The following is a 14,339-nucleotide window of genomic DNA, read 5'->3' on the forward strand; positions in this document are numbered from 1 at the left end:
ATGATTAAAGACTGTTCGACCGTATGGAGTAACTGTCTGCAAGTAATTAAGGAAAGTATCGGTGACCAGAGCTATAAAACCTGGTTTGAACCGATCAAACCTATATCGCTTCGTGATAGTGTGCTTACGATACAAGTGCCGAGCCAATTCTTCTACGAATGGCTGGAGGAGCACTATGTCGGTCTGTTAAAGAAGGTCATTTACCAGGAGTTAGGCAGCGAGGGACGTCTGGAATACTCCATTATTGTAGACAGAGGCAATGATTCCAATAAACCGCAAACGGTAAATATCCCTACCAAAAAAATTCCGGCTGCGGTAGTAAATTCATACAAGCCTGAGCAAAGCTTTATAAAGAGCCCCTTTGAATCGAAAACGATAGACAGGAACTTCCTGAACTCGCAATTAAATGCGGCCTATACGTTCGAGAACTATATAGAAGGCGATTGTAACCGCCTGGCACGTTCTGCGGGGTATGCCGTAGCCAATAAGCCGGGTACTACTTCTTTTAATCCGTTGATGGTATACGGTGGAGTAGGGCTTGGAAAAACGCACCTGGTGCAGGCTATCGGAAATCAGATTAAAAATACCTATCCTGATAAATTTGTACTGTACGTTTCTTCTGAAAAATTCGTGAACCAGTTCATCGAATCCTTAAAGACAAACAACGTGCAGGATTTTGCTAATTTTTACCTTCTGGTAGATATCCTGATCATTGACGACGTACAGTTCCTGAGCGGAAAAGAGAAAACGCAGGAAATGTTTTTCCATATCTTTAACCACCTGCACCAGTCAGGCAAGCAGATCGTGATGACTTCTGATTGTCCGCCGCGGGACCTGAAAGGGCTGGAGGAGCGTTTGCTTTCACGCTTCAAATGGGGATTGACAGCCGACCTGCAGAGCCCGGATTTTGAAACACGTATGGCCATTATCCAGAAAAAGATGCAGAGCGACGGGATCGATATCCCGGATAATGTGGTGGAATACCTGGCGTATAGCGTAGATACCAACGTGCGTGAACTGGAGGGGGTGCTTATTTCGCTGATCGCCCAATCTTCGCTCAACCGCAAGGAGGTGGACCTGGAGCTGGCAAAACAGGCCCTGAAGCACATCATTGAAGATGTAGAAACAGAAGTAAACCTCGACTTTATTCAGAAAACGGTTGCGGAATATTTTCAGGTAAGCCTAGATTCCCTGAAAGCTAAAACAAGAAAGAAAGAAATTGTAACGGCACGCCAGGTGGCCATGTACTTTGCCAAAGAATTTACGAATCATTCGCTAAAGTCGATTGGTTACCATTTCGGAGGCCGCGACCACAGCACCGTTATACACTCGGTTCAAACAGTCTCTGATCTGATTGATACAGATAAGAAATTTAAAGTAAGTATACAGGAACTGCAGAAGAAATTTAAGTCGAAAGCAGGATAAACAGATACTAAAAAAAGGAAGGGTGCCATTTGTACAAATGGCACCCTTCCTTTTTTTAGCCAATGGTGGCTATGCCTGTTTTTTACGAGCATTCCGTAGTATACGGGTGCCAGCGGCGGCAACGGGTATAGCACCAAAAGCCAGCACTAACCAGGCCGCTTTATCGGCACCGCCTGTAGCTATCAGGTAAGCAGCCATACCAAACAGTAGGGCCATGCCCAGAAAAAAGCGGATCACCGCTGCTTTAGAGTTTACTTGATGTATCATGTCAGATGTCATTAATTAGTGGCAGTGGCAGACTCCGTTATAGCAAAATTAAACTGGCTGCTTAACTCCCGTACTTTATTTTTAACTTTTTCCAGATCCTTCTTTTTGCGAACCTGCTTCAGGTCTAAAAATATGTTAGAGCCTGTTCTCTCTGTTATGCGAAGTGCAAGCGGCGATATATGTACTGTTTCTATTTCGGGTATAGAAGTGATATGCTTTGTCCGGAAAACCCCCTGCTTCTGCACAATGTATTCCGGGGTAACTTCTATATAAGATTGTACTCCAAAAACAGATGTGTTTTGCAGGATTACATACAGCATAAAGGCCAAAGCAAGTCCTAAAAATATATAATACAGGTAATTCTGCTTTGCAGGAGCATTGTCAGAAACAAGTAGCATAACAGCCCATGCGAGCCAGAACAATGTTAAAATAAGTTGTACTGTAAAGGTTATTTTAGCACTTCGGGATGGACTTAATTGTACCAGTAAGGAGCCTCTTTTACTGTTACCAGCTGCTGACATAAAGGGAATATTTGGTTGAACATGGCGGCCAACGTATGGCCTTTCTGCAATATAATAAATTTATCCCTTTAAAGTGGCCTGTACCGTGATTTCAGGTACAGCAGAAAGGGCTTTTGATACCGGGCAACCTTCTTTAGCCTGCTGCACCAGTTGCTGAAACTCCTCTTCGCTTAGGTCAGGAACCTGTGCTTCTGTTGTTAATTCTATTTTAGTGATCAGCGGGGCTCCGTCCTTTTCGCCTAAATAAACCCTGGCTTCAGTTTGGATATAATCAGGCGTCAGGTTCTTGTTGCCAAGCAAGGCACTCAGGAACATAGAGTAGCAGCCGGCATGCGCCGCACCAATCAGTTCTTCAGGCGTGGTGCCTGCTTTACCTTCTTCGAAACGTGTTGCAAAGGAATAGCTGGCATCCAGGCTGCCATTTCTGGTGGTAAGCTTTCCTGAACCGTCTTTCAGACCTTTTTCCCAACGGGCATTTGCGATACTTTTTTTCATAGGATGTGCTTTAGTTTTAGTAAAAATATTCTTTTTGTGCTCTTTTCACTCGCGCCGAGCATTATTTTTTTGTTAATCGTTAGAAAGAAGAATTTTGTTTTTAAAGCGTGTAAGAAAGGGCCGGAATAGCAATTATGGCAATGCCAGTATATATGCCTATATTTACACGAGACAAACTTGAGAAGTATGGGTGTAAAAGCATGGCTAAGCAAAGTGTTTGCAGCTTATGTGCATAAGCAGGATCAGAAGTGGATAGAATGTCCTGTGGAAGCGCAGCAGGCCATATTTGAAACAATAATCAGGAAAGCACAAAATACCGCCTTTGGTAAAGATCATCAGTTCTCAGAGATTCATTCATACGATGACTTTAAAAAAGCCGTGCCCGTGCGGGATTACGAAGGGCTTTCCGATTATTTCAACCGTGTAAAGAAAGGCGAAGAAGATGTGCTGTGGCCCGGGAAACCTCTTTACCTTGCTAAAACTTCCGGTACAACTTCCGGTACGAAGTATATCCCGATTTCCCGCGATTCTATTTCCAATCATATAAATGGTGCCCGCAATGCGCTGTTAGCCTACATTCATGAAACTGGTAATGCCCGTTTTCTGAACGGGAAGCTGATTTTTTTGTCAGGAAGCCCGACCTTGGAAGAGGTAGGTGGCATTAAAACCGGGAGGCTGTCCGGTATATCCAATCATCATGTGCCGGGCTACCTGCGCACAAGCCAGCTGCCTTCTTACGAAACCAATTGCATAGAAGACTGGGAAACCAAGCTTGATGAAATAATTGAAGAAACGGTAGATCAGGACATGACACTGATCTCAGGCATTCCGCCGTGGGTGCAGATGTATTTCGATAAGCTGATGCAGCAAAGAGGAAAGCCAATCAAAGATATTTTTCCTAATTTTTCTCTTTTTGTGTACGGTGGCGTGAATTTTGAGCCATACAGGGCCAAGATGTTCGAATCTATCGGTAAAAAAGTAGATAGCATTGAAACATTCCCGGCTTCTGAAGGTTTTTTCGCTTACCAGAACGAGCAGAACGATAAAGGCCTCTTGCTTTTATTAAATGCAGGTATCTTCTACGAGTTTATACCTGTAGAGGAATTTTTTGATGAAAATCCTACACGATTAACAATAGGTGAAGTCGAGCTGAATAAAAACTATGCCCTCGTGATCAGTAGTAATGCAGGGTTGTGGGGTTATTCGATTGGCGATACCGTTAAATTTACTTCTCTCAGCCCTTTCAAAATAATTGTCAGCGGGCGTATCAAGCACTTTATTTCAGCTTTTGGCGAGCACGTGATAGGGGAGGAAGTGGAAAAAGCCATGCAGTATACCATGAACAGGTTCAGAAATGTGGAGCTGGTGGAGTTTACCGTGGCGCCTTATGTAAGCCAGGGTGAAGGGAAGTCTTACCACGAATGGCTCGTAGAATTTTCGAAGCCGCCGAAGGATATGCAGCAATTCGAGCAAGAGTTAAATGCCCAGCTGCAAAAGTTGAATACTTATTACGATGATCTGATTGAAGGTAACATTCTGTCCGGTTTAAGGGTAAGGGCCTTACCAATCGGGGCATTTCAGAATTATATGAAGTCGAAGGGCAAACTGGGTGGGCAAAATAAAGTACCGCGCCTTAGCAACGACCGCTCCTTGGCAGATGAACTAATTAAAATTGCGAACATAACGCGTAACGCATGAAAAGAATTGCCATACTAGGCTCAACGGGTTCTATAGGCACACAAGCACTGGAGGTAATACAGGCCAACCCGGAGAGTTTTGAACTGGAGGTAATTACTGCAAACAGCAATGCCGATTTACTTATAGCTCAGGCGCTTGCCTTTAAGCCGAATGCCGTTGTTATTGCCCGCGAAGACCTTTACGACAAGGTGCGGAAGGCCCTGCAGGGGGAAGATATAAAAGTATATGCTGGCGCCAATGCCCTGAATTCTATTGTGGAAATGGGTACTGTAGACATGGTGCTGACGGCGATGGTGGGCTATGCAGGCCTGCAGCCAACCATACGCGCCATACAAGCCGGAAAAGAAATAGCGCTGGCTAACAAGGAAACACTGGTAGTGGCGGGGCAGCTTATCACTGATCTTGCAAGGCAGAAAGGAGTTAATATTTACCCTGTGGACTCAGAGCACAGCGCCATCTTTCAGTGCCTCGCAGGAGAATTTCACAATCCGATAGAAAAGATTATACTGACAGCCTCTGGTGGGCCGTTTAGAGGACGTACTGTGCAGGAACTGCAAGCCGTAACCAAAGCGCAGGCCCTGAAGCACCCGAACTGGGAAATGGGAGCTAAAATTACCATAGACTCAGCCTCTCTGATGAACAAAGGGCTGGAGGTGATTGAGGCGAAGTGGTTGTTTGGTTTGAAAAATACACAGATTGAGGTGGTGGTGCATCCGCAGTCTATTATACATTCGCTGGTGCAGTTCGAAGACGGTTCTATAAAAGCACAGCTGGGCCTGCCAGACATGAAGCTGCCTATTCAGTACGCGCTGGGTTATCCGAATCGCCTGAAGTCAGCTTTCCCGAGGTTCAACTTCCTGGACTACCCGCAGCTAACGTTTGAGCAGCCGGACCTGGAAACTTTCCGGAACCTGCAGCTGGCTTTTACAGCCATGGAGCAGGGTGGAAACATGCCCTGCATTCTGAATGCAGCTAACGAAGTAGCCGTAGGGGCTTTTCTGAAGGATGAAGTAGGCTTTCTGGAGATGTCGGATATCATTGAAAGCTGTATGGCAAAAGTTACGTATATTGCAAACCCTTCTTACGACGACTATGTTCATACTGATAAAGAGGCACGTATGCGTTCTGCTGAATTAGTAAAGAAGTAGCACCGAAACTAATGTAAGCATCGGTAGCGAAGTGTAAAGAAGGAAAACTATAAGATTTATAAATCTCAATTTTTTTAAATGGATGTTTTGATAATGGTAGGCCAGCTAATTCTGGGCCTAACAATTTTAGTAGGTCTGCATGAGCTGGGGCACATGCTGGCCGCCAAATGGTTTGGAATGCGTGTAGAAAAATATGCAATTGGCTTTCCTCCAAAAATTTTTAGCAAGAAAATAGGTGAAACAGAATACATGCTCGGCATGATCCCTTTAGGTGGATTTGTCAAGATTACAGGTATGGTGGACGAATCGCTGGATACTGAAAAGCTACAGGAGGAGCCACAACCCTGGGAATTTCGGGCTAAACCCGCCTGGCAGCGTCTAATTGTAATGATGGGCGGTATTATTGTCAATATCATCACAGGTATTGTTATTTATGTTGTGCTTACCTACAACTACGGCGAAAGCTATTTGCCTGCCAGTGAAGCCCGTTACGGTATCATTCCAAATGAAATAGGACAGGAAATCGGTTTCCAGACCGGTGACAGGATAGTGGCCGTTAATGGAAAAGAGCTGGAGAAGTTTGAGGATGTATACTCGATGGACATGCTGCTTGGCCGTGATGCGTACTATACTGTAGACCGTAATGGCCAGCGTGTAGATATACAGGTGCCGGTTGACCTGATGGACCGGGTGGCAGATAATAAAGATCGTATGTTCTTTGTGCAGCCACGCATTCCGTTTAAAGTAGGCGAGGTGCAGAAGAACAGTGCGGCTGATAAGGCTGGGCTGGAATCGGGAGACTTTATCAAGAGTGTGAACGGCGAAAGCGTGAGCTTCTTTCATGAGTTTCAGCAGGCGCTTCAGAAGAATGCCGGTAAAGCCGTAGCCATGACGGTGGAGCGTAACGGTAACCCTGTTGAGCTGAATGTAAATGTAAGTGAGGAGGGCACTATCGGGTTTTACCAGGAGCCTTTGCTGCAATACGCCACACGCGACTTTAGCCTTGGTGAATCTATTCCGAAAGGCACCAACCAGGCATTTGGTGTAATCACAGCCAACCTGAAGGGTTTCGGGAAAATTTTCCGTGGCGAAGTATCTGCTCAGAAATCGCTGAGCGGGCCAATTGGTATAGCCCAGATTTTTGGTGATACCTTTAACTGGTACAAGTTCTGGAACATTACAGCTATGCTGTCGATGGTGCTGGCCTTTATGAATTTTCTGCCGATACCTGCTTTAGATGGCGGACACGTAGTATTTTTAACCTATGAGATGATCAGTGGCCGCAAACCATCTGATAACTTTTTAGAAAACGCCCAAAAAGTGGGTATGGTAATTTTGTTAGGCTTAATGGCATTTGCTATCTTTAACGATGTGTTGAAATTCTTCTAACCAAAGAATTGCTATGAAGACAATCGTTCATTTTACCAGTGCCCTTTTAGTTCTTTTATTTGTTTTAACGATAAATAAGGCGGAGGCTGTGCCTGCAGTCTCCGCCAATATATTAGCATCACCCGCTATTGTAGCCGATAGTACCTACCAGGTGCAGCAAGGCGATACCTACTACAGCCTCTCCCGCAGGTTTAATATTCCGGTAGAAACGCTGCAACAGTGGAATGGCCCCAGTCTTAAAGCCGGCCAAACCTTATACCTCACCGAGCCGACAAGCAAAGCAGTTCCCAAAGCAATTACGGCCAGCACAACAGCAACGCCCCCTTCAACAGTTCGTAAAGCCAATCCTTCTCCAGCACAGGGCAGTACTTCTGCATCGGCCAATCCTCTTCCAACGACAGCCGAGTTTAAAACCAGGCAACGTATTCTTGTCGTGCCTTTCGACCCGTACCTGTATTTCTCTGATGCCGATTACGAAATTGCCCGCCAGTCTAAAATTCCGAGACAGAATGTGCGCCAGGTATTCAGAGGCCGTTTAGATGCTTTAATGGCTCCGAAAGGGTACGAAACCATCCATTTATTGGGAGGTGTTTACCGCGATAGCGTAAGTGAGATGCAATCGTTATACAAGTCGCTGCATTATAGTTACCAGGATAACAAAGAGTCTGTTTTTAACAAACAGCCAGTAGTAAAGGAGAAAGAGGGCTCTGATCTGCTGGTATGGGCGAAGCGTCAGAAAGAAAAGTTAGGTATAAAATCGCCTCCTGTTGCGTCGTCGGATGCGCAGAACGATTCCAAGCACTATGGGGTAGAGGTGAAAGACCCCAACTTCTTCTCTCACTTTAACAGCCAATACGGCATCGATTATTATGTTTTCATTAATCAGTTCGAGGTAACCACGAACTATGAAAACTGCCTGGATCGTGCTGCCATGAACTATGAGCGCAGTTTTCTGGTTCATTATTCTATCTACGACAGCTCAGGGAAGCTGGTGTCCGGTAATAAAGTGAAAGTGCCTTACCAGTCTAATATGAACGATATTCACCGGATAGCCAGCGACAATTTACCCTCCATGGCGAGAAAGGTATTGGCAGATTTGCCTAAGGCGCATTAACAGCAATATGAAATATAAAATCCTTTTTACAGTACTGTGCCTCCTTTTTACAGGCCGCTATGTGCAGGCGCATGATTATCATGCCAGCATTACAGATGTTACTTTCAACTCCAGGACCCAGAGCTTAGAAGTAGCCGTAAAAGTTTTTACAGATGACCTGGAAAGCGCCCTGTCTAAAAGAAGTAAAAGCAAAGTGACCTATAGTAGCTCGGAGCAGGTGCATAAATTGCTGAGCAATTATCTGCAAACTGTGCTGCAGTTTGAGGTGGAGAAGGGAAAGCCTCTGCCGCAAAAGTTTCTTGGATCGGAGGAGGATACAGATGTTGTCTGGCTATATGTCGAAATACCTGTGCAGACGGCTGTACTGCCCCAGTTATTCATCAAAAATGCTGTGCTGACAGAGCTGTTCACTGATCAGATGAATGTGGTGAACGTAACCTATAAAGGCAAAGTAAACAGTGCTTTATTCCAGAAAAGCGATGGAATAAAAAAGATGGTTCTGTAAGTTACGTATTAGGATACAACCTTCTGGACCTGGCCACCAGGCTAACAAAGAGTGTGCCCAGCAGCAGACCACTCAAGAGCGTTACCGCCAACGATTTGATATAGTCTGTTGTGAGGTCGGTAAGGGCAGAGAACACCAGAAAGCTGAAGCTTAAAACTGAAACGGCTGTCCAGAATTTTACTTTCTGCAAGCGGCTTACAGAGTACCGTACAGGCTTTGAGGCGGAGCTAAGGATGTAAGCTGCTACGATGAGGCCTCCAACTATAGTGCTTACATGCTGAATAAGCCTGGCTATGATAAACTCTTTTCCGAATACATTAACACCATCTTGAATGATGGGCAGCACCCGTTGCACATAGCCGTTTACATTGGTAAAGTCGTCCCAAAAAACGTGCGAAGTGGCTCCGATAATGGCTGAGACGGAAAAGACAAGCCAATTGCGCTTCAGGTAAGACATCCATCTGACTGGCTTTACGGCATATGCTCTTCTTTGTAAAAAAGCAGGTAAATGATGCACTACCTCATCCCGCACATATAAATGGAAAATAGTGGCCAGAACAAAAGAAAGCGGCAGGTTAAACAAAAATATTCCTCTTAAAGTATGGCTGATCTCACTGTAGGCTTCTAACCTGAAAAAGTACTCGAAATCAGGTGAAAGGCTGCCTACTACCAGGCCTGTTGTAGAAAACCATTTACTGCGAAGCTTTAGAAGCGGCAATATAATAGCGGGGTGCGAAGCTGTAAATGGCATATGCGTTAAAAAATTATAGCAGCTGTTATAACTGCTGAAAAGTTTAGAGTAATGCACAGCATAGCGGCTCATGATAAGGGCGCTATAACTGTGTAAGTTACTATATGGAAGTGGCATAAAGCAATAGCTGCGGCCAGCAATTTTCCAAAGCTATAGTACCTGAAAACGTTGCATCAGGTTGCTTCGTATGCGGCAAGGCTTTTTGAATAGTGGAGATGGAGGAGGAGTTGCCTATTTTGCAATAGCTTGCTGCTCTCTCTTAAGAAGCTTAAACTCAACGCGGCGGTTTATCCTGCGATCTTCATCGGTAAGTTCTTCACGTAGTGGTTTAGAACTGCCATAGCCAAAGGCTTCAATCCTGCCATCGCTTTTGAGTCGGGCCTTTTCTTCTATATACGCTTTTATGGCGTCTGCCCGGCTTTGGGATAGTGCCAGGTTTATTGTGTTATCGCCCAGCATATCGGTATGGCCGCCAATCTCCAGATTGTAGTTAGGATTGTTAATTAAAAACAAGGCTACTTCGTCCAGTACAGGACGCATGCTGTCTTTTATCTGCGCCTGGTTTTTGTCGAACTCAATAGCTTTGAAGACTAAAGGAAGCTTGTGGTTGATAAGAGTAGGGATAATGTGCAGCGCTGTATCCTGTTGCAGCGAAATTTCTCGTTCGTAGGTAAAGAAATCGGGGCTCTCGATAATCAGCATGTAGCGTGAATCTTTTATCAGGTTAAATTCGAAAGAGCCATCCGGACGGGCATATTTAGATGAAATTTCCACGCCATTGTCTAGGTCAATTACAGAGATAATTCCTGTAAGAGGCTTATTGTTTACCGAATCGAGGAGCATGCCCTGTACTTTCGTTACAGCCAGCGGGTGCGCCTCCATTGGCAGCGGGAAAGAGTACAGGTCCAGGTTCTGCAGGTCATCGGCTTCGGAACGTGCATAAAAGAGGTTTTTGGAGGCCGCATCTATCGCAAAATAGTATTCGCTGCCTCGTCCGTTTACCAGCGGACCCACATTAATGGGTTCCTGCCATTTGCCACGAACGCGGTGGCTTCTATAAATATCAAAGTCGCCGAAGTTATACAGATGGCCTGTCGAACTGAAGTAAAGCACTTGGTAGAGCGGATGAAAGAAAGGACTGACTTCGCTGCCGCGCGTGTTAATAACCGGTCCCATATTTTGAGCTGGCGCCCATTCTCCATTTCGGGTTTTATAGGTAAAGTAAATATCTGATAAGCCAAAGCCGTCGAGGCGGTCGGAGGCGAAATAAAGGGTATCTTCTTTTGTTGAAAGTGTAGGCTGAGAATCCCAGGCAGAGCTGTTCACGTTAGGACCCAGGTTCTCTATATTTCCCCAGCTGCCGTCTTTTTGTTTGGTAGCCACGTAAATATCGCAGTTGCCCAGTCCGTCTGGCGCATCGCAGCGAGCAAAATACAAGGTGTTGCCGTCACGGCTTAAGCAGGCCGAACCTTCGTTGTAAATGCTGTTTATTGGTTTCCCGAACGATTGTGCTTTTTCCCAGCCGTTGCTTGTTTTCCTGGTATAAAAAAGGTCTTCGTTTATTCTGCCGTTTATACCAATTGTGTTTCGCTTTGAGGTAAATATAAGCAGGTTATCATTAGAGTGCATGGCGGGACCATAGTCAGCGGCAGAGGAGTTAATGTTGTCCCCCATATTGGTGTATACTCCTTTAGGAGGCTGAAAGGCAGCAATGGTCTTCCGGTATTCCACCATTTCGTAATAGTAATGGAGCGGTACATAATAGTCTTTGCTGTTTGCCTCCAGCGAGTCATAATAAGACTTTACTTCGCGCACGTCCGCCCGATGATGCTTTAGGACCAAGCGGTATAAGGCTTTCGCTTTTTCCTGCTCCTGCTGCCGTTCATACAGCTGGCCGAGGCGCCATAGCAGGTATGTATCTTTATAAAAGTTTTCTACTCCGAAATTGAACACATATTCTTCCAGAAGCGGCAGGGCCAGCGCATATTCTTTGCGTTTCTCATATTTATAGATGGCATCGAGCTTTTTGGGAGCAGAATAGAAATTAACCTTGTTTAAGTTAGGGAAATCGAATGCTGTGAATCGGGAATGTGGTGTTTTTAAGGTCTTACTATGGTTTACCGGGTTAAGCAGGGCGTGCTTTTTCTGGCTTATTCCAGTAAGAGGAAGGAGCAGGTAGAGACCTAACCATATGAACATGCTCCACTTCATGATAGAAATTGGGGAAAGTGAGCAAATATATAAACTAAATAACAATTAATTGTTTTACGTTATCAATTAAATTAAGTTTAATGATGTATTATTTATATTAATTGGGGGTAACGCATTTTCAGCAAATAAAACTTTACATTCGGGACAGGCGGCTTCTGAAAACATCCTGCATCATGAGCTTGATGTATATAATCTTAGCTGAAAGGCCAGCCAAATTAATTTCATGACGTAGAGTTTATTGGCACAGGTCTTGACTAATAGTAGTGGAGCACTTTATTTTCTGTTAATACTGTGCTTTCTGTCATATTGACACTGAATCTGACTATGAACTACACCATAAATAATTTTTTACAGAATCTTCTTCTTAGCAGTGCATCCGACGAAGACAGCGATGTATTAATACCTGTTATATCTACTGATCCTGAAGAGTCGATTCCTGTTGAACAGCTGCCTGACGAGCTTCCTATACTTGCTGTACGCAATACAGTATTATTTCCGGGAGTAGTGTTACCTATTACAGTTACCCGGAAAAAGTCTGTTAAGCTGGTTAGAAAAGCCCACAAGGGAGACAAAACAATTGGAGTTGTTGCTCAAAAAAACATGAGCTCCGACGATCCTGGAGCAGAAGATCTGTATGAAGTTGGTACTGTTGCTAAAATTCTGAAAATGCTGGTGTTACCCGATGGAAACACAACCATTATCATCCAGGGGCACAGCCGTTTTAAGATTGATGAAATTACCCAGGAAGACCCTTATCTGGCTGGGAAAATCAGTTATTGCAAAGAAACCTTTCCGAACAAGAAAAGCAAAGAAGTAAAGGCGCTGGTTCAGTCTCTGAAAGATGCAGCGGCCAAAATTCTGAAGCTGAACCCCGAGATTCCGCAGGAAGCTCAGGTGGCATTGGATAATATTGACAGCCCAAGCTTTCTGACGCATTTTTTATCGTCGAACCTGAATGTTGAGGTAAGTCAGAAGCAGGCTTTGCTGGAAGTAAACGACGGGGCTGAACGAGGCACACAGTTGTTGCAACTGATGCTGCGTGAGGTTCAGATGCTGGAACTGAAGCAGGAGATCCATACAAAAGTACACACCGATATAGACCAGCAGCAGCGCGATTATTTCCTGCGCCAGCAGATTAAAGTGTTGCAGGATGAGTTGGGGCAGGAGGGGCCTGATCAGGAAATTGAGCGTTTCAGGGAGCGCGCAGCTAAGAAAAAGTGGCCGGAACAGGTAGAGAAGCACTTTAAGAAAGAAATCGATAAGCTGGCCCGGTTAAATCCGCAGGCTGCCGAATACCCGGTGGCAGTAAATTATATTGAGTTTCTGCTGGACCTGCCCTGGCATGAGTATACTAAAGACAACTTTAACCTGAAGCGGACCAAAAAAATACTGGATGCCGATCATTATGGGCTGGAAAAGGTAAAAGAGCGTATTATTGAGTATCTGGCTGTTTTAAAGCTAAAGAACGATATGAAAGCGCCAATCCTGTGCCTGTATGGCCCTCCGGGAGTTGGTAAAACATCTTTAGGCCGTTCCATCGCTACAGCTTTAGGGCGTAATTATGTCAGAATGTCACTGGGTGGCGTACGCGACGAAGCAGAAATTCGTGGGCACCGCCGCACGTATGTGGGGGCTATGCCTGGTAAAATTATCAGCCAGATTAAAAAAGTGGGTTCGTCTAATCCGGTTATTATCCTGGATGAGATAGATAAGCTGGCTTCTGATTTCCGTGGCGATCCGTCGTCTGCTTTGCTGGAAGTGCTGGACCCGGAGCAGAACCATACTTTTATGGATAACTACCTGGATGTGGAATACGATCTTTCGAAGGTTCTGTTTATAGCCACAGCCAACTCATTGGACACTATACAGCCTGCCCTGCGCGACCGTATGGAAATAATTGAACTGACTGGCTATACCATGGAAGAGAAAACAGAGATAGCCAAGCGCCATCTTGTTCCAAAACAGGTAGCCGACCATGGCTTGCAGGAAGAAGATGTAAAGATGCCAAAAGCTACCATACAGAAAGTAATTGAAGACTATACCCGCGAATCAGGCGTTAGAAACCTGGAGCGGAAGCTGAGCCGCCTTGTTCGGAATACGGCCAAATTGAAGGCGCTGGAGGAGGAGTTTAATCCTACCATCAGACCGGAAGATGTAGTGAAGATTCTGGGTTCTGAAACATTTGACAAAGAGATTTACCAGGATATAGACACAGCCGGTGTCGTAACAGGCCTGGCCTGGACATCTGTTGGGGGCGATATTTTATTTATAGAGTCTATCCTGAGCAAAGGCAAAGGAAAACTCACGCTTTCCGGTCAGTTGGGAGATGTGATGAAAGAATCGGCTATTACCGCGCTTTCTTATTTAAAAGCGCATGCCGACCTGCTGGATATAGATTACAGAGTTTTTGATCAGTACGATCTGCATATTCACTTCCCCGAAGGAGCTGTGCCAAAAGACGGTCCTTCGGCTGGTATAGCTATTTTTACTTCTATTGCTTCTGTATACACGCAACGGAAGGTTCGCTCCCGACTGGCTATGACAGGTGAGATAACCCTGCGTGGAAAGGTACTGCCTGTTGGCGGTATTAAAGAAAAGATTCTGGCGGCCAAGCGCGCGGGTATTTCCGATGTAATTCTCTGCCAGAAAAATAAGAAAGACATCAATGAAATTCCGGAGCAGTACATCAAAGGACTTACCATACATTATGTGGATAGGGTAGAAGATGTGATAAAAATTGCCCTGCTGAAAGAGAAGGTGAAAACTCCGCTTGACCTGACAGTAACGGAAGAAAAGGCGAAAGCAGAATAATGAA

The 14,339-nt window shown here is 45.0% G+C and carries 12 protein-coding genes; 7 read left to right on the forward strand and 5 right to left on the reverse strand.

Going from position 1 to position 14,339, the window contains the following annotated elements:
• Entirely contained in the window at positions 1 to 1,425 is a 1,425-nt protein-coding gene (gene dnaA / locus C1N53_RS00005) for a chromosomal replication initiator protein DnaA (RefSeq protein WP_137757376.1), read from the forward strand.
• 69 nt (positions 1,426 to 1,494) lie between these two features.
• On the opposite strand, the gene C1N53_RS00010 is transcribed toward dnaA, so the two are convergent.
• From C1N53_RS00010 to C1N53_RS00020, 3 genes are read right to left on the reverse strand one after another with little or no spacing between them, the layout of a single operon-like run.
• On the reverse strand, positions 1,495 to 1,692 hold the full coding sequence (locus C1N53_RS00010) for a hypothetical protein (protein ID WP_137757377.1): 198 nt from the start codon (positions 1,690 to 1,692) through the stop codon (positions 1,495 to 1,497).
• An 11-nt stretch (positions 1,693 to 1,703) separates the two neighbouring features.
• A complete protein-coding gene (locus C1N53_RS00015) occupies positions 1,704 to 2,213 on the reverse strand; it encodes a hypothetical protein (RefSeq protein ID WP_137757378.1) in 510 nt (169 codons plus the stop codon).
• Between the two features lie 60 nt (positions 2,214 to 2,273).
• Complete coding sequence (locus C1N53_RS00020; protein WP_137757379.1) at positions 2,274 to 2,708, reverse strand: OsmC family protein; 435 nt, start codon at positions 2,706 to 2,708, stop codon at positions 2,274 to 2,276.
• A 186-nt stretch (positions 2,709 to 2,894) separates the two neighbouring features.
• On the opposite strand from C1N53_RS00020, the gene C1N53_RS00025 reads away from it, so the two are divergent.
• The 5 genes from C1N53_RS00025 (at position 2,895) to C1N53_RS00045 (ending at position 8,562) form a co-directional block, all read left to right on the forward strand.
• On the forward strand, positions 2,895 to 4,406 hold the full coding sequence (locus tag C1N53_RS00025; RefSeq protein WP_137757380.1) for a GH3 auxin-responsive promoter family protein: 1,512 nt from the start codon (positions 2,895 to 2,897) through the stop codon (positions 4,404 to 4,406).
• Positions 4,403 to 5,554: a 1-deoxy-D-xylulose-5-phosphate reductoisomerase gene (locus C1N53_RS00030; RefSeq protein WP_137757381.1), complete on the forward strand. Its 1,152-nt coding sequence runs from the start codon at positions 4,403 to 4,405 to the stop codon at positions 5,552 to 5,554. Before C1N53_RS00025 ends, C1N53_RS00030 begins: the two co-directional genes overlap by 4 nt.
• 78 nt (positions 5,555 to 5,632) lie before the next feature.
• Positions 5,633 to 6,943, forward strand: coding sequence for an RIP metalloprotease RseP (gene rseP / locus C1N53_RS00035; RefSeq protein WP_137757382.1), 1,311 nt, complete (start codon positions 5,633 to 5,635; stop codon positions 6,941 to 6,943).
• A gap of 13 nt (positions 6,944 to 6,956) precedes the next feature.
• Positions 6,957 to 8,057, forward strand: a complete 1,101-nt coding sequence (locus C1N53_RS00040) for a LysM domain-containing protein (RefSeq protein ID WP_137757383.1) — start codon at positions 6,957 to 6,959, stop codon at positions 8,055 to 8,057.
• Positions 8,058 to 8,064: 7 nt separating this feature from the next.
• On the forward strand, positions 8,065 to 8,562 hold the full coding sequence (locus tag C1N53_RS00045; RefSeq protein ID WP_137757384.1) for a DUF6702 family protein: 498 nt from the start codon (positions 8,065 to 8,067) through the stop codon (positions 8,560 to 8,562).
• 1 nt (position 8,563) lies between these two features.
• Here the strand turns inward: C1N53_RS00045 and C1N53_RS00050 are convergent, their stop codons facing one another.
• Together C1N53_RS00050 and C1N53_RS00055 are read right to left on the reverse strand one after the other, a co-directional pair.
• Positions 8,564 to 9,313, reverse strand: a complete 750-nt coding sequence (locus C1N53_RS00050) for a DUF4184 family protein (RefSeq protein WP_168193922.1) — start codon at positions 9,311 to 9,313, stop codon at positions 8,564 to 8,566.
• A 231-nt stretch (positions 9,314 to 9,544) separates the two neighbouring features.
• Positions 9,545 to 11,512 carry an OmpA family protein gene (locus C1N53_RS00055; protein WP_240773331.1) on the reverse strand — a complete coding sequence of 656 codons (1,968 nt, stop codon included), beginning with the start codon at positions 11,510 to 11,512 and terminating at the stop codon, positions 9,545 to 9,547.
• A gap of 336 nt (positions 11,513 to 11,848) precedes the next feature.
• Here C1N53_RS00055 and lon point away from each other — a divergent pair, with 336 nt between their 5' ends.
• A complete protein-coding gene (lon, locus tag C1N53_RS00060; RefSeq protein WP_137757387.1) occupies positions 11,849 to 14,335 on the forward strand; it encodes an endopeptidase La in 2,487 nt (828 codons plus the stop codon).
• Positions 14,336 to 14,339 lie beyond the last annotated feature (4 nt).

This window comes from Pontibacter sp. SGAir0037 (assembly GCF_005491705.1).
GTDB lineage: Bacteria > Bacteroidota > Bacteroidia > Cytophagales > Hymenobacteraceae > Pontibacter.